The organism is Serratia fonticola, from assembly GCF_001006005.1.
GTDB classification, from domain to species: Bacteria; Pseudomonadota; Gammaproteobacteria; order Enterobacterales; family Enterobacteriaceae; genus Chania; species Chania fonticola.
Window position 1 is genome coordinate 5,632,633 of sequence record NZ_CP011254.1, and the last position, 18,201, is coordinate 5,650,833.

19 protein-coding genes are annotated in these 18,201 nt (G+C 50.1%); 15 read left to right on the forward strand and 4 right to left on the reverse strand.

Annotation, left to right across the window (positions count from 1 at the left end):
• Positions 1-113: 113 nt before the first annotated feature.
• Positions 114-1,325 (forward strand): sugar efflux transporter, encoded by a 1,212-nt coding sequence (locus WN53_RS25040; RefSeq protein ID WP_024484967.1) that lies wholly within the window; start codon positions 114-116, stop codon positions 1,323-1,325.
• On the opposite strand, the gene WN53_RS25045 is transcribed toward WN53_RS25040, so the two are convergent.
• Positions 1,289-1,543 carry a YkgJ family cysteine cluster protein gene (locus WN53_RS25045; protein WP_024484966.1) on the reverse strand — a complete coding sequence of 85 codons (255 nt, stop codon included), beginning with the start codon at positions 1,541-1,543 and terminating at the stop codon, positions 1,289-1,291. The two genes, WN53_RS25040 and WN53_RS25045, sit on opposite strands and share 37 nt — an antisense overlap.
• A gap of 144 nt (positions 1,544-1,687) precedes the next feature.
• Between WN53_RS25045 and WN53_RS28080 the strand changes: the two genes are divergently transcribed.
• The 8 genes from WN53_RS28080 (at position 1,688) to yeiP (ending at position 7,242) form a co-directional block, all read left to right on the forward strand.
• Positions 1,688-2,641, forward strand: a complete 954-nt coding sequence (locus WN53_RS28080) for a hypothetical protein (RefSeq protein ID WP_024484965.1) — start codon at positions 1,688-1,690, stop codon at positions 2,639-2,641.
• 140 nt (positions 2,642-2,781) lie between these two features.
• Entirely contained in the window at positions 2,782-3,039 is a 258-nt protein-coding gene (locus tag WN53_RS27770; RefSeq protein ID WP_235166971.1) for a DUF1240 domain-containing protein, read from the forward strand.
• 27 nt (positions 3,040-3,066) lie between these two features.
• A complete protein-coding gene (locus WN53_RS27775) occupies positions 3,067-3,462 on the forward strand; it encodes a DUF1240 domain-containing protein (RefSeq protein ID WP_071845662.1) in 396 nt (131 codons plus the stop codon).
• Positions 3,463-3,487: 25 nt separating this feature from the next.
• Complete coding sequence (locus tag WN53_RS25055; RefSeq protein WP_024484964.1) at positions 3,488-3,967, forward strand: Hcp family type VI secretion system effector; 480 nt, start codon at positions 3,488-3,490, stop codon at positions 3,965-3,967.
• A 166-nt stretch (positions 3,968-4,133) separates the two neighbouring features.
• Positions 4,134-4,427, forward strand: a complete 294-nt coding sequence (locus WN53_RS27780; RefSeq protein WP_342342522.1) for a DUF1240 domain-containing protein — start codon at positions 4,134-4,136, stop codon at positions 4,425-4,427.
• Between the two features lie 129 nt (positions 4,428-4,556).
• Entirely contained in the window at positions 4,557-4,850 is a 294-nt protein-coding gene (locus WN53_RS27785) for a DUF1240 domain-containing protein (RefSeq protein ID WP_314732832.1), read from the forward strand.
• A gap of 452 nt (positions 4,851-5,302) precedes the next feature.
• Positions 5,303-6,547, forward strand: coding sequence for a tryptophan permease (gene mtr, locus WN53_RS25060; RefSeq protein ID WP_024484963.1), 1,245 nt, complete (start codon positions 5,303-5,305; stop codon positions 6,545-6,547).
• Positions 6,548-6,669: 122 nt separating this feature from the next.
• Entirely contained in the window at positions 6,670-7,242 is a 573-nt protein-coding gene (yeiP, locus tag WN53_RS25065; protein WP_021805861.1) for an elongation factor P-like protein YeiP, read from the forward strand.
• A gap of 38 nt (positions 7,243-7,280) precedes the next feature.
• Here yeiP and uxuA read toward each other — a convergent pair whose 3' ends face one another.
• Complete coding sequence (gene uxuA, locus WN53_RS25070; protein ID WP_024484962.1) at positions 7,281-8,471, reverse strand: mannonate dehydratase; 1,191 nt, start codon at positions 8,469-8,471, stop codon at positions 7,281-7,283.
• A gap of 341 nt (positions 8,472-8,812) precedes the next feature.
• Between uxuA and WN53_RS25075 the strand changes: the two genes are divergently transcribed.
• Positions 8,813-10,294 (forward strand): mannitol dehydrogenase family protein, encoded by a 1,482-nt coding sequence (locus tag WN53_RS25075; protein WP_024484961.1) that lies wholly within the window; start codon positions 8,813-8,815, stop codon positions 10,292-10,294.
• A gap of 61 nt (positions 10,295-10,355) precedes the next feature.
• On the opposite strand, the gene WN53_RS25080 is transcribed toward WN53_RS25075, so the two are convergent.
• Together WN53_RS25080 and WN53_RS25085 are read right to left on the reverse strand one after the other, a co-directional pair.
• Positions 10,356-10,667 carry a type 1 fimbrial protein gene (locus WN53_RS25080; RefSeq protein ID WP_024484960.1) on the reverse strand — a complete coding sequence of 104 codons (312 nt, stop codon included), beginning with the start codon at positions 10,665-10,667 and terminating at the stop codon, positions 10,356-10,358.
• A gap of 318 nt (positions 10,668-10,985) precedes the next feature.
• Positions 10,986-11,294, reverse strand: coding sequence for a fimbrial protein (locus WN53_RS25085; protein WP_024484959.1), 309 nt, complete (start codon positions 11,292-11,294; stop codon positions 10,986-10,988).
• Positions 11,295-11,609: 315 nt separating this feature from the next.
• Between WN53_RS25085 and WN53_RS25090 the strand changes: the two genes are divergently transcribed.
• The 5 genes from WN53_RS25090 (at position 11,610) to WN53_RS25110 (ending at position 18,193) form a co-directional block, all read left to right on the forward strand.
• On the forward strand, positions 11,610-12,584 hold the full coding sequence (locus tag WN53_RS25090; RefSeq protein ID WP_024484958.1) for a CobW family GTP-binding protein: 975 nt from the start codon (positions 11,610-11,612) through the stop codon (positions 12,582-12,584).
• A gap of 45 nt (positions 12,585-12,629) precedes the next feature.
• Positions 12,630-13,340 carry a phosphatase PAP2 family protein gene (locus tag WN53_RS25095; protein WP_024484957.1) on the forward strand — a complete coding sequence of 237 codons (711 nt, stop codon included), beginning with the start codon at positions 12,630-12,632 and terminating at the stop codon, positions 13,338-13,340.
• A 408-nt stretch (positions 13,341-13,748) separates the two neighbouring features.
• Complete coding sequence (mepS, locus tag WN53_RS25100) at positions 13,749-14,330, forward strand: bifunctional murein DD-endopeptidase/murein LD-carboxypeptidase (RefSeq protein ID WP_024484956.1); 582 nt, start codon at positions 13,749-13,751, stop codon at positions 14,328-14,330.
• A 330-nt stretch (positions 14,331-14,660) separates the two neighbouring features.
• Positions 14,661-16,250 carry a cyclic di-GMP phosphodiesterase gene (locus WN53_RS25105; protein WP_024484955.1) on the forward strand — a complete coding sequence of 530 codons (1,590 nt, stop codon included), beginning with the start codon at positions 14,661-14,663 and terminating at the stop codon, positions 16,248-16,250.
• A 134-nt stretch (positions 16,251-16,384) separates the two neighbouring features.
• Positions 16,385-18,193, forward strand: a complete 1,809-nt coding sequence (locus WN53_RS25110) for an extracellular solute-binding protein (protein ID WP_024484954.1) — start codon at positions 16,385-16,387, stop codon at positions 18,191-18,193.
• Positions 18,194-18,201: the final 8 nt, after the last annotated feature.

Sequence of the window (18,201 nt, forward strand, 5' to 3'; positions counted from 1 at the left end):
CTGCCGACAAATACACTCTATTTACCCATTCCTTGATTGAAACAGGTTTTTGTTTTTTTTAAACGAGCGTATTATGCGCGCGTCTCCCTTCTCTTTGGCTAGTCATTCAGCTTATGCGTACTTCAACTGCGGCGACACGACGTTTGCCCGATTTAACTTCGTTGGCATTTCTGGTCGTGGCCTTTCTCACCGGGATTGCTGGTGCCCTACAGACGCCCACGCTGAGTCTGTTCCTCTCCACCGAAGTGAACGTACGGCCAACGATGGTCGGGCTGTTCTTTACCGGCAGCGCGGTGATCGGCATTTTGGTCAGCCAGTTTCTGGCCAGCCGCTCAGACAAGAGGGGCGATCGCAAATCACTGATCTTTCTCTGCTGTATGTTAGGTGCCTTGGCTTGTGCGCTGTTCGCCTGGAACCGTAACTACTACCTGCTGCTGTTCGTCGGCGTGCTGCTGAGCAGCTTTGGCTCGACCGCCAACCCACAAATGTTTGCCCTGGCACGGGAACATGCCGAGCACACCGGCCGGGGAACGGTGATGTTCAGTTCTATCCTGCGTGCTCAGGTTTCGCTGGCCTGGGTGATTGGCCCGCCGATCGCCTTTGCGCTGGCCTTGGGGTTTGGTTTTAAGGTGATGTATCTGGCCGCCGCCGCTGCCTTTATTCTCTGTGGAGCGTTGGTATGGAAGATGTTGCCCTCCATGCCAAAAGTGCAGAGCACCGGCGGAGCTACGCTGGAAGCACCACGGCAGAACCGCCGTGATACGTTATTGCTGTTTATGGCCTGCACGCTAATGTGGACGGCCAACAGCATGTATTTGATCAATATGCCGCTGTATATGGTGCAAGAATTACAATTACCGGAAAAATTGGCGGGAATATTGATGGGCACCGCTGCCGGGCTGGAAATCCCGACCATGTTACTCGCTGGCATGGTGGCCCAACGCTTTGGCAAGCGTTTCCTGATGCGCTGCGCGGTGATTGCCGGGGTGCTGTTTTATGCCGGGCTACTGTTTATAACAGGTACTTGGCAACTGATCGCCCTGCAACTACTGAACGCGCTGTTTATCGGGGTGCTGGCGGGAATTGGTATGCTCTATTTCCAGGATTTGATGCCCGGCCAAGCCGGGGCGGCCACCACGCTGTTTACCAATACCACCCGCGTTGGTTGGATTATTGCCGGTTCGATCGCCGGAGTCGTGGCTGAAATGTGGAGTTATCACGCGGTATTTTACTTTGCGTTGGCGATGGTGCTGGGTGCAGTGCTATGTATGTGGCGGCTGAAGGACACTCAAGGGGCAGTATCCGCCTCCAACTTGGCAAGATAGATCAGCGCCTCATCACGGCGGTCGTGGCACATTTCACGGCTGGCCTGCAGACTACCGCAGACTTTGGGCCGCAGCGGCGAATGAAATATTCCACAGCGCAGTTGCTGGTCCAGATGGATGCAACGGGTATTGGCCGGTTTGCCGTTGGGCATACCAGGGATCGGGCTGGAAATCGAAGGTGCGATACAGCAGGCACCACAGTCGGCACGGCAGTCCATCTGCGATCCTATGGGGGCTGATTATGTGGTTGAGACAATAGCAGAACGCCGCATTAAGTTATACTCATTCACAATGCTTACCAATAGTGCTAGAGTTTGTTTTTCATGGAGTGGAAAGCTTAGAACTATCAATGGAGTGAGATCATGTCAGATAAAAATTTCAACCCAAGTTGGGAAGGCTACATGGGGGACTTCCTGAAGGGTAATGTCGGGATCAACCAGCTAAAACCCCAACATGAGTTCCTTGATACTATCGGCTTAGAGAAAGCATTAAGCGATAATACGCAATATCACGTCGTTCTCACGATCGCTGAGGCAAAAGGTATTATTGATGACATCAACTCTCGCCGCCCTGGAAACCCAGGTCTGGGCCGTGGTGAAGCGTTCGCTCGGGGCTTTGAGCAACACAGTACCAGTCGTGGCGACGCGTTCGCCAGAGGTATTGAACCCAAAAATGTCGTCTCCTCTGTATTTAAAGTGACAGATCCTGTTTCTACTTATGCAGGCAATATAAATGACATGCGCGGGCTATATGACATCATCATTGAATTCAAGAGATTAGGAATAACGGCCACGGTGTTCACAGGGGCAAATGGAGTGAATCTTATTCACATATCCGGCTATGCTGGGCTTAGAAGAACTATAACTGGAACGCGATATGCTGCTAACCATCCACAAATGTTAGCGATGGGAATAGGACAGCAAGGCATTAATGCTGGAATAGTCAGGGGTGTAAGATTTTGTATTCTTTTCTCTGTTGGCTATCGAATTATAGAAAGTATATTTAAAGATGATTACACCCTGGCAGACTTTATCGGGAACATAACTATGGATATGGCCAAGACAGCGATTGCTGCGGCAGCATCCTTTGTAGCAGGAGTTGTATTGACAGCGACTACTCTTGTTGCGGGTAGTATTATTATTAGTGCAGGAATAATTTTTATTATTGGGTTCGCCACCGTCATTCTTTTAGATGTGATCGATAAGAAATATGGAATAAGTGAAAGGTTAATCGCATTACTGAAAGAAAAGAACCGGGTAAAACCAAAAACACCTGAGGCAAATTTTCATTTTATCCTCAATGGCCTAGGCAGATAGATATGAATAATAAATACTTTAAAATATTTCTGGCCGCAGTACTCTTTGTACTATGTTCATTCGCTGCATTAATAACCTACCAGTATGTTGCATCATTAGTATTCATGGAAGATGAGATAACATTTTCCGCGCCTGTTCTTATGGTTTTTCTTTCCAGTCCACTACTATTATATGCAATGCTTGGTAGTATGTATTTCTTTATTTCCAATAAACGCCCAAAATACGACAAAGGCGTTACGCGATATTTGGCTTATCTAATGTTCACCTCATTTGTCATCAGTTTACCTATTTCTTTTTATGTTGATTACAAGCTGAAAAATGCAGGTTATTCAACGTGTGATAAAATATCATGGCAGTCACCTACAACTTATGTCACGAACCTATCACTTTGCCAATGATACTTTCTATAATTTAAGGATTGTCATGTGAAAAACAGACACTGGAAAATATTAGGGGCAACAGTACTGCTAATTATATTCATTGGTGGAACTTTAATGATTTACAGTTACGCTACTTCATTGATATTAATGAAGGATGAAATAACTTTTTCAGCCTCTATATTTATGTGCTTCTTTGGATCACCTCTGATACTCTATGCCCTATCTGGTTCTGTTTTTTTCTTTATTTTCGATAGATTGCCAAGACATAATATGATAGCTGTTAAGCATTTAACGAGATTGGCAGTGGCATCAATCCTTTTTAGTTTGCCGGTTTCCTTGTATGTAAACTACAAACTTAACCATGATGGTTATTTGACGTGCGATAAAATATCTTGGATGTCACCGACGACTTATGTAAAAGATTTATCACTTTGCAAATGATGTTTACTATAACATAGAGGGATTTATGGCTAATTTGATTTATGCAAGTATCAACGGTATTAAGCAAGGTTTGATATCCGCTGGTTGCTCGACTCTTGACTCCATTGGCAATAGATGTCAAAAAGGACATGAGGATCAAGTTTACATTCTTGCTTTCGATCACAATATATCCAGAATGCAAAATGTATCCCACCAGCCAGTCAGAATAACCAAGCCGATTGACAAATCATCGCCCTTGCTTGGAATGGCAATATCAAATAATGAAAAATTACAAATTGCATTGTACATGTACCGTGTCAATCCGGCTGGGACTTTAGAAGTTTTTTATACTATAAAGCTTAAGGATGCCTATATCTCAGACATCACCCAGCACTGCCCAAATGCACTTACACAAAATGATGGTCAGCCCTACGAGATCATTTCATTATCCTACACAAGCATTGATTGGCAGCATAATATTTCAGGCACATCGGGCTATAGTATATGGGATGAGAGAGTTTATTGATTTAGTGAATAGCCAGCAGATTTTCTGGTGGCTACTTATTTAACATATCAACATTAAGACTACTATGAATAATAAATACTTTAAAATATTGCTATCAACAGTGCTCTTAATATTCTTTTCATTTGCAACATTATTAGTCTGGCAGTATGTTTTAGCGTTAGTATTCATGGAGGATGAAATAACCTTTTCCGCATCTGTTCTTATAACTTTCCTTTCCAGTCCACTGCTAATATATGCCATGCTTAGCGGTATATATTTTTTTATTTTCAATAAGCGCCCAAAATACGACAAAGGAATCACTCGATATTTGGTCTATCTAATGTTTACCTCATTTGTTATCAGCTTACCCATTGCTTTATATGTTGATTATAAACTAAAGCATACCGGTTATTTAACATGTGACAGGATATCATGGCAGTCACCAACAACTTATGTCACCAACCAATCACTTTGCCAGTGATGTTTTCGATAAGCTAAGGATAGTCGTGTGAAAAACAGATACTGGAAGATATTAGGTACAACGGTATTGCTAATGATATTTACGGGCATATCTTTAATGATGTACAGTTACGTAATTTCGTTAATATTAATGAAAAGTGAAATAAAATTCTCCTCATCTGTATTTATTGTTTTCTTTTCTTCACCTTTGTTAATCTATGTTTTATCTGGTTCTGTTTATTTTTTTGTTTTTGATAGATTACCTAAGCATAATAAGATAACGATCAATTATTTGACTAAGCTAACACTGGCATCAATCCTTTTTAGTTTACCGGCTTCCTTGTATGTAAACTACAAACTCATACATGATGGCTATTTCACATGCGATAAAATCTCTTGGATGTCACCAACGACTTATGTGAAAGATTTATCACTTTGTAGATGAGTGGCATTTCCCGCTATACCCGCTAATTAGACAAAGAAATACATCACAATATGTAAAGTGACGCCCCTCACCCTAACCCTCTCCCGCAGGGAGAGGGGACTGAATGTGCTACAACTTAACGTCAGTAACTGGCCTCGGCACCGCAATAACTCCATCTCGCTTAGGACAAACCACGGATAAACTTCAGTACCTGACTACAGCGCCATTATTACCCTTTGGGAGAGCCGCCAAGCATGCCACAGACAGACTTCTGCACCTGACCACAACGCCATTGTAGCCCCTTCTCCCTGTGGGAGAGGGCTGGGATAAAGGGCAAAACCACCAAAATAGCGCTCCTAACCGCTGAAGATTGCACCAATCCCCCCAAATATCCGCTTTACATGCACACATCGCGCACGTACCATTGAGCTAGTACAAAAGAACTCAAGGCCAACGGCCAACCAGGAGCAATAATGTCTGCGGACACCATCCAGAAGCTTTCCCGCCCTTCCGTACTCGGTGGCGCGATGATCATTGCCGGCACCGCCGTAGGTGCAGGTATGTTCTCTATTCCTATCGTAACTTCTGGCGTGTGGTTCAGCGGCTCCGTGGCGCTGCTGATTTATACCTGGTTCTGTATGCTGATCTCCGGGCTGATGATCCTGGAAGCCACCATGAATTATCCGGCGGGCGCCAGCTTCCACACCGTGGTCAAAGATCTGCTCGGTAAAGGCTGGAATACCCTTAACGGCCTGTCGATCACCTTCGTACTCTATATTCTGACCTATGCCTATATCTCGGCGGGCGGCTCGATCATCGCCCATACGCTGGAAGGCGTCTTTGGGTCCAACCAAACCCTGTCAGGATTGGTGTTTGCCATCGTCGTGGCCTTTATCGTCTGGTTATCCACCCGTGCCGTGGATCGCCTGAGCACCATTCTGATCGGCGGTATGGTGATCACCTTTGTGTTGTCCGTCGGTGATATGTTCACCCACGTGCAGCCTGCCGTGTTGTTCAACCAGGGTGGCAGCGACGCCAACTACCTGCCCTATGCGCTGGCGGCATTGCCTTACCTGCTGACCTCGTTCGGCTACCACGGCAACGTGCCCGGCCTGGTGAAGTATTATCAGAAAGACAGCGGTGCCGTGGTGCGCAGCCTGGTATACGGTACCTTACTGGCGCTGGCGATCTATATCCTGTGGCAGTATGTGATCCAGGGCAATATCGCCCGTGATGCCTTCAAGCAGGTGATCGCCGAAGGGGGCAACATCGGCAGCCTGCTCAAGCAGATGGGTAACGTTTCCAGTAGCTATGCGGTAGGCCAACTGCTCAATGCCTTCTCTTATATGGCGCTGGCCAGTTCGTTCCTGGGGGTGTCGCTGGGGCTGTTTGATTTCCTCGCCGACTTCTTCAAGTTCAAGGATAACCAGGCAGGCCGCACCAAATCGGCACTGGTGACCTTCGTGCCGCCAACCCTGGCCGCATTACTGTTCCCGAACGGTTTCCTGTACGCCATCGGCTTTGCTGGGCTGGCCGCCACCATTTGGGCGGTGATCGTCCCTGCGATGATGGCGCGCGCCAGCCGCCGCCGTTTCCCACAGGCCAGCTACCGCGCTCCCGGCGGCCAAGGCATGATCCTGTTCATCATCCTGTTTGGGGTGATTAACGCCGTGGCTCACGTGCTAACGCTATTAGATCTGCTGCCGGTGTTTAAATAAGCCTCAAGGGCGGCTAAGGCCGCCCTTTTTCCCCACTCTTTTTGCGCGCGGCTCTTGCCTGAAAAGCACGGCGCGAGTAACTTGTCGCAACTTCCTAAAATCCATTTCGACAGGGTATTCCAATGGCAAGAGCGAACGAAATCAAGCGCGGTATGGCAATCAATTACAACGGCAAACTGCTGCTGGTAAAGGACATCGATGTCCAGAGCCCAAGCGCCCGTGGTGCCAGCACGCTGTATAAAATGCGCTTCTCCGACGTCCGTACCGGGCTGAAGGTAGAAGAGCGTTTTAAAGGTGATGATATTCTGGACACCATCAGCCTCTCCCGCCGCAAGGTAAACTTCTCTTATATTGACGGCGAAGAGTATGTGTTCATGGACGATGAAGACTACACCCCTTATATCTTCAAGAAAGATCAGATCGAAGATGAGCTGCTGTTCATCCCTGAAGCGGGCTTGCCGGGTATGCAGGTACTGACGCTGGATGGCCAGGTGCTGGCGTTGGAACTGCCGCAGACCGTGGATATGGAAATTGTTGAAACCGCTCCAGGCATCAAAGGGGCTTCTGCCAGTGCGCGTAACAAACCGGCCACCATGGCGACCGGCCTGACCATTCTGGTACCGGAGTACCTGAGCAGCGGTGATAAAATCCGCATTCATATTGCAGAACGCCGCTATATGAGCCGCGCAGACTAGTCAACGGTGGGGGCGCAACCTGAGTGCGCCCTGCTTTGCTAGAGTAATTCCGGGAAAAACCGCCGCTTCAACGCCAACTCGACCCCCCGAACCTCCGCCAAACCTTTCAACCGACCGATGGCCGAATAGCCCGGATTGGTTTTCTTCTTCAGATCGTCCAGCATCTGGTGACCATGGTCTGGTCGCATTGGGATAGGCCGCAGATCGCCCGCTTTATGGCGGCGCTGTTCTTCAGTCAGAATAGCTTCAACCACCGCTACCATATCCACATCCCCTTGCAAGTGCGCCCCTTCATGGAAGGTTTTAGGATTTTGCTCGCGGCAAGTGGCGCGCAGGTGGGTAAAGTGAATGCGATCGCCAAAGGTTTCAATCATCCGCACCAGATCGTTATCCGCGCGCACGCCGTAAGAACCGGTACACATGGTGAAGCCGTTATAGATGCTATCTACCGTCTCTTTCAGCCACTGCATATCTTCGATGGTGGAAACAATACGTGGCAAGCCAAGGATGGGGCGCGGTGGATCATCGGGATGCACTGCCAACCTGACCCCCACCTCTTCCGCTACCGGCACGATAGCGCGCAGGAAGACGGCCATATTTTCACGCAATTGCGCCTTATTGATATGATCGTACTCCGCCAGCCGGGCACGGAACTGATCGAGCGTGTATCCCTCTTCCGCCCCAGGTAACCCGGCAATGATGTTACCGGTCAGCTTGGCAATATCTGCCGTACTCATCGCCTTGAAATAGCGTTGTGCCTGGGCTTGCTCTTCGTCGGTGTAATCTTTTTCCGCCCCGCTACGGCACAAGATATGCAGATCGAAGGCCGCAAAGGCGATCTGATCAAAGCGTAAGGCCTTGGACCCATCCGGCAGTTGGTATTCCAGATCGGTACGCGTCCAGTCGAGGATCGGCATAAAGTTGTAGCACACGGTATCAATGCCACATTCCGCCAGATTGCGCAGCGATTGTTGATAGTTGGCGATATGACGTTGGTAGTTGCCGCTGTGGGTTTTAATTTCCTCGTGCACCGGGATACTTTCCACCACCGACCACACCAGCCCTTTTTCCGCCAACAGAGCCTGACGCGCCTTGATCTGTTCAACCGGCCACACTTCGCCATTTGGGATATGGTGTAACGCGGTCACTACGCCGGTCGCACCTGCCTGACGCACATCATCCAGCGAAACCGGATCGTTCGGCCCATACCAACGCCATGTTTGTTCCATTGATTTATCCTTGTAAAAGTCGCTCTGTCATCGTTGAAGCGGTATCAGTGGTGAGGTAGATCTCAAAATCAAATCAATCCTGTTATACCACATTGCAGTAGATATCATTCATCTTTAACCTTACTGATTAGCGGCATGCTGTCAAAACAGAAACGTCGATTGATTGATCCAACTCACGATCCTGGGATATTTTGGACTGACCAATTTCATTCACCTCTCTACCGCTCTACACTGGCGGTTGTTAACAGATACGCGAGAGCCGGGCATACACCTGCAGCTAACTGGTCTGATAGCTTTATGCAAGCGATCAACCTGCCCTTGCTCTCGTCATGGAGCCATTAATGAAAACTATCGCCAACTCACCGTTGCCCGCCAAGACACAACTGCCACAGTACGATCGCCAGAGCCTGCGCAGCCGAATTGTTCACTTGGGTTTTGGGGCTTTTCACCGCGCTCACCAGGCATTGCTGACCGACAGGGTACTCAACCGTAACGGCGGCGATTGGGGGATTTGTGAGATCAGCCTGTTCGGCGGCGATAAACTTTTCCAGACCCTGCGCGATCAGGATCATCTTTACACCGTGTTGGAAAAGGGCGCGGCGGGCGATCAGGCCATCGTGGTGGGGGCCGTTCACGAAAGCGTACATCGCAAATTGGAAGGCATCGACGCCGTGCTGGAAAAGCTGGCCGAGCCGCAGGTAGCGATCGTCTCTATGACCATTACGGAGAAAGGCTACTGCATCGAACCGGGTAGCGGCCAATTGGACCTGCAACACGACGCGATCAAAGCCGATTTGGCTAATCCGAGCCAACCCACCACGGTGCCGGGGATCCTGGTGGAAGCACTGCGCCGGCGCCGAGAACGTCATCTGCCCGCCTTTAGCGTGCTGTCCTGCGATAACATTCCAGAGAATGGGCACGTGGTGCGCAATGCGGTGACCGGGCTGGCCAAAGCGCGCGATCCACAGCTAGCCGAGTGGATCGCTCAACATGTCACCTTCCCCAGCACCATGGTCGATCGCATCGTTCCGGCCGCTACTCCAGAAACGCTGGATGAAATTGCCGCAGCCCTGGGTGGCGTGCGTGATGAATGCGCTATCGCCTGTGAACCCTTCATTCAATGGGTGGTGGAAGATAATTTTGTCGCTGGCCGCCCACGCTGGGAGGATGCCGGTGTGCAACTGGTGGACGATGTTCTGCCGTTCGAGCAGATGAAACTGCGGATGCTCAACGGCAGCCACTCCTTCCTGGCCTACCTCGGCTATCTGGCGGGTTACCGATACATTGTTGACTGCATGGCGGATGAGAATTATCGCCGCGCCGCGCACCATTTGATGTTGAACGAGCAGGCTCCAACGCTGCAGGTCGCTGGCATCGATCTGGCCGCCTACGCCGAGCAGTTGATCGAACGTTACAGCAACCCGGCACTGCAACACCGCACCTGGCAGATCGCTATGGATGGCACGCAAAAGTTGCCTCAGCGCCTGCTGGAGTCGATCCGTTGGCATCGGCAATATGGCGGCAGCCATGCGGGGCTTGCGCTTGGCGTAGCGGGCTGGATGCGTTATGTCGGAGGGATTGATGACGCCGGGCAACCGATTGATATCCGCGACCCAATGCTGGCCACGTTGCAGCAGGCCGTTAGCAACTCACAGGACGGTGAACCCCGCGTGGCCGCATTGCTGGCGTTGAAAAGCGTGTTTGGCGAGCAGTTGCCAGCGGATAGTGCGTTTGTGGCGGAGGTAACACGGGCCTATCTGTCATTGCGCGATCGAGGGGCACGCCAGACGGTAAAAGATTGGGTAACCACCCAGTTGAATTGATCCCTATCGGCCGCCATGCCAATCTGCCAGGCATGACGGCCACTTGACGTTTGAATCTAGATTAACGGTATTCCAGCGTCATTATTCCGAGTTTTTTCTGCTGATCCAACCACTTGATCTCGCTCTTGCCGAGATTCATTGGCAGCTCTTTGCTACCGCTCTCCAGGCTCGCTAACTGATGTTTGCTGGTGTAGTTTTGCCCATCGCGATGGCATTGCGTTTGCGCCGTTGAGTCAGCGACTTCCACTCTGCAAGGGCCTTCGACAATGGCGCCATAGAAGTGGATCACGCCACCGGTAGCTGCATTGGCCACGCCTGCTGCCAGCCATGAAAACAACATTCCTGCGATCAAAAACAACCGTAAGCTTTTCATGGTCACCTCACTTGTTATTAAACCAATATAAACCGGAAAAAAGTTCTTGGATTAAACGCAAGTTAGAGAGGTTTTATCTATTTATCATCTAGTTAGATGGAAACCCACCTCTCTGGCGGCGCATAATTTATTGCCGGGAAATACGGATTTCAAGTCGGAAAAGTCTTAATTTGATATCCAGCAACGGCCTGCTGTGAAGACGGCTTGACGTGCGCAATCCTGGTCAGTCGGTTGGGCAATGAAAGGTATCGAGAAAACGAATCAAAATGCGGGCTCTGGGGAAGTCATGCCGAGCCCCACTCGGCATGACCAGAGGACTTAACGATAAACTACTGTCATTATTGCGAGTTTTTTCTGCTGATCTACCCACCGCATTTCGGTGGTACCGATATTCAGCGGAAGCTCTTTACTGCTGGCATCAAAACTTGCCAGCCTTTGCGTGCCTGTGTAGTTTTGCCCATTACGATAACACTGGGTATTCGCTGTTGAATTGCTAACATCTACCGTACAAGGGCCTTCGACAATGGCACCCACAAAGTGGATAACACCACCTGTGGAACCCGCATGACTTGCTGCCATCCATGAAAACAACGCTCCTGCGATCAAAATTAACCGTAAGCTATTCATGGCAACCTCACTTTTGTTAAGCCACTTTAAAGATAGGTTATTTTTTTAGGATTAATCGTAAGGATAGGTGGTTTTTTATATGGCTAATCGGCGAATTAAGGCAGTGGAAACAATATGGTACGGTACAATTGACTTTGTTAACACCAGGTTTTTTATGGGAAAAATCCTAACATCGAAGCCATAAAAAAAACGCCAAAAACAGACAATTTTCATGTTTAAATTTGTGATCTGTCGCCGCTATGGTCAAGATCGAAAAAAAAGCAAACAATTGCCAACTTTCAATCAATTGAAAGTTTCATTAATGGGAATCTCCACATGACAAAAACCAATCTGATCACCGGCTTTCTCGGTAGCGGCAAAACCACCACCATTCGGCATCTGCTGGCCAATAAGCCGGAAAATGAGCGTTGGGCCGTGCTGGTCAACGAGTTTGGCGAGATTGGTATCGATGGCGCCCTGCTGGCCGACAGCGGTGCGGTATTGAAAGAGATCCCCGGTGGCTGCATGTGCTGCGTTAACGGGCTACCTATGCAGGTAGGGTTGAATATGTTGCTGCAACAGGCCAAACCCGATCGGTTACTGATTGAACCCACTGGATTAGGTCACCCTAAGCAAATCCTGGCGCTGTTGACCCAGGAAACCTATGGCGGATGGATCGATTTGCTGGCAACGATCTGTGTGCTTGATCCCCGCCAACTCGGCGAATCTCGCTATAGCGAAAATGAAAATTTCCGCGATCAGCTGGCCGCAGCCGACGTCATCATCGCCAATAAAATGGATACCTGGCAGCCGCAAGATGCCCAGGCATTGGAAGCCTGGCAAACGCTGCATGGCCAGCAGCGGCCGGTCTTTTCCATCGAGCAAGGGCGCATGGATATCAAGCTGTTGGATCGGCCACGCACCAATTGCACAGAATTGCCGGACGCACAGCATCATCATAGCCACGCCAAGACCCAAGGATTGGCAGCGTTGCGTTTGCCTGAAAACTCGCGCTGGCGCCGCGCCCTTAATCAAGGCCAAGGATTCACCAGCTGCGGCTGGATTTTCGATGGGGAAACCGTCTTTGATACCGTCGGCATGATGGAATGGATCAGGTTAGCACCGGTTGATCGGGCCAAGGCGGTGGTTCGCATTGCCGAAGGCAGTTTGCTGATCAACCGCCAAGGGCAGGATCTCAGTATCGAGACGCGCCCCGCCGCTCCGCTCGACAGCCGTATCGAATTGATCCACAGCGACGAAGCCAACTGGAATGCTTTGCAATCGGCTTTGTTTAACATCCGTTTAAGTTAATGCTTTTAACGTTGGCATTATTTTTTGATTTTTTACAGGTTAGCCATGACACGCCGCAATTTACCCTTCATCCTCATGCTCAACGTCTTGGGCATCGTGCTATTTCTTTCCTGGTATTTACCCACGGATCACGGGTTCTGGTTCAAGATTGACTCGGCAATCTTTTTCTTCTTCAACCAACATCTGGCCAGCGATGCCTGGTTTCTGAGAATGGTGGCGATCACCAACAATCGGATATTCGACGTCATTTCGCTCATCGCCATGGGGCTGCTGTACCTTTACTTCTACCTCAAGCAGGATGCCTTTGGCCGCCGCCGTTTGATCGTTACCGGCGTCGTGATGTTGTTAACGGGGGTGGTACTCAACCAGTTTGGTCACCTGCTGCCGGTAAAACACGCCAGCCCCACCCTGACCTTTGACAATATCAACCGGGTCAGCGAACTCACCGGCATCCCCACCAAAGACGCCTCCAGCGACAGCTTCCCTGGCGATCATGGCATGATGCTGATGATTTTCTCCTGCTTTATGCTGCGCTACTTTAACCGCACGGCATTTGCCATCGCACTGCTGATCACCCTGGTCTTCTGCCTGCCACGCATCATGATCGGCGCACATTGGTTTACCGATATTGCCGTCGGCTCGCTGTCGGTGGTGATGGTCGGTACCAGTTGGTGGCTGATGACACCGGCCAGCGATGTTGTGATCCACTGGTTGAACTGCAAACTACCAGGTAAGTATCGTCCAACGCAGCCATAACTTTAGATTATGATAGCCGGGAGGCCAGCGCCTCTCGGTTATTTACCTGTCGCATCTTGTTTACTCAACAACCACACCGTTAACATGCCTACCCTATTAATTAACGTCAATCCAACATAACCGCCAAACCGCGTTTTTTTATATGAAGTTTTACATTATGTTACATCACAATTTCATATAAAGAATGTCGGAAAAAGGCTCGCAATCCTCACGTCATTCCGGTACTCTCGGATGCGTTTGTGCCTGGTTTAGCTTGGCTCGTTAGTAAAAATCCGAAAACTGTGCGTTCCTGCACATTTCCGATGCTAACTGATTGTCCTTCCTGCCGGTGCCAACTAGTCTCGTTCCGTTTGGTATTTTTCAGATAACGACTTGCGTCGTTAAGGACTTCAAGGGAAAACAATTACAATGGTCAAATCTCAACCTTTTCTGAGATATTTTTTGCGGGTATTACCTGCAATTGCGGCAGCCTTGGTGCTCTCCGCCTGTAGCTCAACAAACACTTCGAAGTTAGATAGATCACAAACTGAGATGCATGCAGTTAATGACAAAAACGGTCTTTTACTGCAAGCCTCTCAGGATGAATTCGAAGCGATGGTGCGTAACGTTGACGTCAAGTCAAAGATTATGGACCAGTATGCTGATTGGAAAGGCGTCCGCTACCGTTTAGGCGGTGAAAGCAAGCGCGGCATTGATTGCTCGGCGTTTGTGCAACGTACCTTCCGCGAACAGTTTGGTATGGACCTGCCCCGCTCAACCTATCAGCAAGAAGATATGGGCAAGCAAATCCAGCGAGCTAAACTGCGCCCAGGTGATTTAGTGCTGTTCCGCGCCGGTTCTACTGGCCGCCACGTCGGCATCTATCTGGGTAACGACAAATTCGTTCATGCCTCTACCAGCAGTGGTGTGACAATCTCTAGCCTTTCGGATAACTATTGGGATAAACGTTATCGTGAAGGCCGCCGGTTACTGGGTAAAACTTCCAGCTAACGGCGTAGTATCTGAATCTGGTCCTGAAAGCCAAACAAACGAGACGAGAACGCTGCCCCAGGGCAGCGTTTTTTTTCACGGTAATGCTGGCGCCGAACAAACCCGCATCGCTATTTTCGATTATCACTGTGCCATAAACCACGCAACGGTTGAAAAAATAGCCTATTATCGTCAAGTGACATGCCATTTCGTAACGCGCTATTTACGCTATGTCTAAACAGACAGCCTAAGTGCGAGCCAAACGAATAATGACGCAGGCAGGATCGGTGGGATATATTAATCACCAGCAATATAACAATAATATTTTTATGCGCGCTCAGGGGGCGAGTAATGGGATTGAAGGGAGCATTTGCACGCCATGCGTCCAACACACGGCGTAGCCTGACTAAAAGCGGTATTGTCGCGGTCGTTTTCTTCATTATTTTTACTTCTGTCACCTTATTTCTGATCGATCATCAACGCTCGCAATATCAGCATAAAATCGAAAACCGTACGCAAAAATTTGCCGTTAATTACCTCGTTCATCTGCAAGAAATGATGCAACAAATCATGCCGCTTACCGGTAAATCCTGCGAACAGGCACAGTCCGATCTGACCTACCGTGCTGCTTTTACCGCCGGCGTACGCACCTTTGTTCTGGTAAAAGACGGTTTTGCCTATTGCTCCTCGGCAACCGGTAACATGATGCTGCGGATGAGCCATATTTATTCCGAGATCGACTGGCATAAACCACTGGATATGGCTATACAACAAGGCACGCCAATGGTGCCAGGAAAACCGGCGATTGCCGTGTGGTTGCGCCAACCAGGGCCAGGCAACACCGGCATATTAGCCACGCTGGATCTCACCCTGGCCCCCTACCTGCTGCTCAATTCGCCCGATAGAGATACTCCCGGATTTGCCATCGTGATCGGGGAGCATGCGGTAACCACCTTCGGCTCTAATATGATGCCGCTGGCGCAATTACCTAAAAGCCACGCCAGCCAGCTAGCCGTTCCAGGCTATCCACTGAGTATGATCTTCTATCACCAATCCCTGACGGCTAATGATATCCGCTTTACCGTACTGGGCAGCCTGGTGCTCTCCCTGATGGTGGGCGCGCTGTATTACTATATGCAGATACTGCGCCAAAGCCCCGAACGCGCCCTGTTGAGAGGCATCAAACACAATGAGATCTTTGTTGAATATCAACCGGTGTTCCACTCCGCAACCAACACCATCGCCGGCCTTGAGGCATTGATCCGCTGGCAACATCCCACCGAGGGGCGCATTCCACCCGATCTGTTTATCCCCTATGCCGAAAGCGAAGGGTTAATCGTAGCGCTGACCCGCCACCTGTTCCGTAGGATCGTGTCCGATATCCCGCAATTGGTGCAAGCTCTGCCACGGGGCGCCAAACTGGGCATCAATCTTGCCCCTTCTCACCTTAATGCGCCTTCGTTCCATGACGATATCACCGAGCTGCTGGCTAAGTTGCCGGCCGACTATTTCACCGTGGTGTTTGAAATCACCGAGCGCGGTATGGTGGAAGAACAAAACGCCTTGGAAGAGTTTGATTGGCTACATCGCCAAGGGGTTGAAATCGCAGTAGATGACTTTGGTACCGGCCACAGCGCCTTAATCTATCTACAACGCTTTACCCTGGATTACCTCAAGATCGACCGCGGTTTCGTCAATACCATCGGCCAGGACACGGCGACCGCTCCCGTACTGGACGCAGTGATCTCGCTGTCTAAAAAACTGAAAATGCTGACCGTGGCGGAAGGCGTTGAAACCGCCGAACAGGTGAGTTTTCTGCAAGAACGCGACGTTAATTTTATGCAGGGCTATTATTTCAGTAAGCCACTGGGCATTGAGGAGTTTGTGGCCTTTTGCCAGAATAAGGCCGTTTTTGATTATCGGGCCGCAGTTAATCCCTGATATTTAAACTTCTTTACTCAGAAAACCAGCCTGAAATGCTATGCTACCGGCTGGATTAATTGACTTATATCCGACGTATTTCAAACCATGGCTTGAAAGGCGACGGGTATAGATAGCAGGAGCTTACCGTAGAGATGTCCGTACGCATTTTTGCTGCCTTGGTGCTTTCGGCACTCAGTTTTAGCATGCAGGCCGAAACCCTTAATGAAAGCTACGCTTTCGCCACGCTCGGTGAACCGAAATATTCCACCGACTTTAGCCATTTTGACTACGTGAACCCAGCGGCCCCCAAGGGCGGCGACGTTCGGCTGGCAGCCATCGGCACCTATGATAACTTCAACCGTTTCGCCTTGCGTGGTGTACCCGGTGAAAGAACCGGGGAACTCTACGACACGCTGTTCACCAGCTCGGACGATGAGCCTTCCAGCTATTATCCGCTGATTGCGGAATCGGCTCGTTACCCGGCAGATATGCGCTGGATGGAGCTGGATATCAACCCACGCGCGCGCTTCCATGATGGCAGCCCGATCACCGCCGCCGACGTGGCTTTCACCTTCAACAAATTTATGACCGAAGGGGTGCCGCAATTCCGCTCGTCGTATAAAGGCGTCACGGTCAAGGCCATCTCCCGTCTGACTGTTCGCATAGAACTTCCCAAACCGGATAGAGATCAGCTACTCGGCCTCTTAAGCCTGCCGGTGATGCCAGAAAGCTTCTGGAAAGACCATAAACTGAATGAGCCACTGACTGTTCCCCCACTAAGCAGTGGTCCTTATAAAATCAGCAGCTACCGATTGGGCCAATATATTACCTATGAGCGCGTACGTGACTATTGGGCCGCCAATCTGCCGGTGAATCGCGGGCGCTATAACTTCGATACGCTGCGTTACGACTATTACCTGGACGATAAGGTGGCACTGGAAGCCTTTAAGGCCGGGGCTTACGATTTCCGCGTCGAAGGCTCGCCAAAAAGCTGGGCCACCCAGTATCAGGGCGGCAACTTCGCTCGCAACTTCATCATCAAACAGGATGAAACCAATCAGGCGGCACAGAATGCCCGCTGGTTAGCGTTCAATATCCAGCGCCCAATTTTCGCCGATCGCCGGGTGCGGGAAGCCATCACCCTGGCCTTCGACTTCGACTGGATGAACAAGGCGCTGTATTACGATGCCTATCAGCGCGCCAACAGCTATTTCCAGAATACCGAATACGCGGCCACCGGCTACCCAGACGCTGCGGAACTGGCCTGGCTGGCCCCGCTGAAAGGCAAAGTGCCAGCAGAAGTGTTTACCTCGATCTATCAGCCTCCAACATCCGACGGCAGCGGCAATGACCGGGCGAACCTGCTGAAAGCCACCGAATTGCTTAAGCAAGCTGGCTGGGAAGTGAAAAACCAGCAGTTGGTTAACAGTCAAACCGGTAAACCCTTTACCTTTGAACTGATGTTGCCGAGTGGCAGCAATTTCCAATATGTACTGCCTTTCCAGCACAATCTGAAGCGGTTGGGTATCGATATGCAGATCCGTGAGATCGACATCAGCCAATTCACCCGCCGTATGCGCGAGCGTGATTTTGATATGATGCCGAGGGTCTACCCCGCTATGCCGTTCCCCAACTCCAACCTGCAGATCTACTGGGCCACAGAATATCTGAATTCCAGCTACAACAGCCCTGGCGTCAGCGATCCAGCCGTCGATGCCCTGATAGAGCAGATCATGAAGCATCAAGGGGATGAAAAAGCGTTGCTGTCCCTTGGCCGTGCGCTGGATCGGGTGTTGACCTGGAACATGTATATGCTGCCAATGTGGTACTCCAATCACGACCGTTACGCCTATTGGGACAAATTCTCTTCGCCAGCGGTACGCCCGGCCTATTCGATCGGGTTCGACAACTGGTGGTTCGACGTCAACAAGGCGGCACGCTTGCCGGCGCAACGGCAATAAGGAGCCTC

Excerpts from the sequence above, each read along its gene's own strand:
- WN53_RS25040 (WP_024484967.1), top strand. The coding sequence starts at position 114 with ATGCGTACTTCAACTGCGGCGACACGACGTTTGCCCGATTTAACTTCG.
- WN53_RS25045 (WP_024484966.1), bottom strand. The coding sequence starts at position 1,543 with ATGGACTGCCGTGCCGACTGTGGTGCCTGCTGTATCGCACCTTCGATT.
- WN53_RS28080 (WP_024484965.1), top strand. The coding sequence starts at position 1,688 with ATGTCAGATAAAAATTTCAACCCAAGTTGGGAAGGCTACATGGGGGAC.
- WN53_RS27770 (WP_235166971.1), top strand. The coding sequence starts at position 2,782 with ATGGTTTTTCTTTCCAGTCCACTACTATTATATGCAATGCTTGGTAGT.
- WN53_RS25055 (WP_024484964.1), top strand. The coding sequence starts at position 3,488 with ATGGCTAATTTGATTTATGCAAGTATCAACGGTATTAAGCAAGGTTTG.
- WN53_RS27780 (WP_342342522.1), top strand. The coding sequence starts at position 4,134 with ATGGAGGATGAAATAACCTTTTCCGCATCTGTTCTTATAACTTTCCTT.
- WN53_RS27785 (WP_314732832.1), top strand. The coding sequence starts at position 4,557 with ATGAAAAGTGAAATAAAATTCTCCTCATCTGTATTTATTGTTTTCTTT.
- mtr (WP_024484963.1), top strand. The coding sequence starts at position 5,303 with ATGTCTGCGGACACCATCCAGAAGCTTTCCCGCCCTTCCGTACTCGGT.
- yeiP (WP_021805861.1), top strand. The coding sequence starts at position 6,670 with ATGGCAAGAGCGAACGAAATCAAGCGCGGTATGGCAATCAATTACAAC.
- uxuA (WP_024484962.1), bottom strand. The coding sequence starts at position 8,471 with ATGGAACAAACATGGCGTTGGTATGGGCCGAACGATCCGGTTTCGCTG.
- WN53_RS25075 (WP_024484961.1), top strand. The coding sequence starts at position 8,813 with ATGAAAACTATCGCCAACTCACCGTTGCCCGCCAAGACACAACTGCCA.
- WN53_RS25080 (WP_024484960.1), bottom strand. The coding sequence starts at position 10,667 with ATGAAAAGCTTACGGTTGTTTTTGATCGCAGGAATGTTGTTTTCATGG.
- WN53_RS25085 (WP_024484959.1), bottom strand. The coding sequence starts at position 11,294 with ATGAATAGCTTACGGTTAATTTTGATCGCAGGAGCGTTGTTTTCATGG.
- WN53_RS25090 (WP_024484958.1), top strand. The coding sequence starts at position 11,610 with ATGACAAAAACCAATCTGATCACCGGCTTTCTCGGTAGCGGCAAAACC.
- WN53_RS25095 (WP_024484957.1), top strand. The coding sequence starts at position 12,630 with ATGACACGCCGCAATTTACCCTTCATCCTCATGCTCAACGTCTTGGGC.
- mepS (WP_024484956.1), top strand. The coding sequence starts at position 13,749 with ATGGTCAAATCTCAACCTTTTCTGAGATATTTTTTGCGGGTATTACCT.
- WN53_RS25105 (WP_024484955.1), top strand. The coding sequence starts at position 14,661 with ATGGGATTGAAGGGAGCATTTGCACGCCATGCGTCCAACACACGGCGT.
- WN53_RS25110 (WP_024484954.1), top strand. The coding sequence starts at position 16,385 with ATGTCCGTACGCATTTTTGCTGCCTTGGTGCTTTCGGCACTCAGTTTT.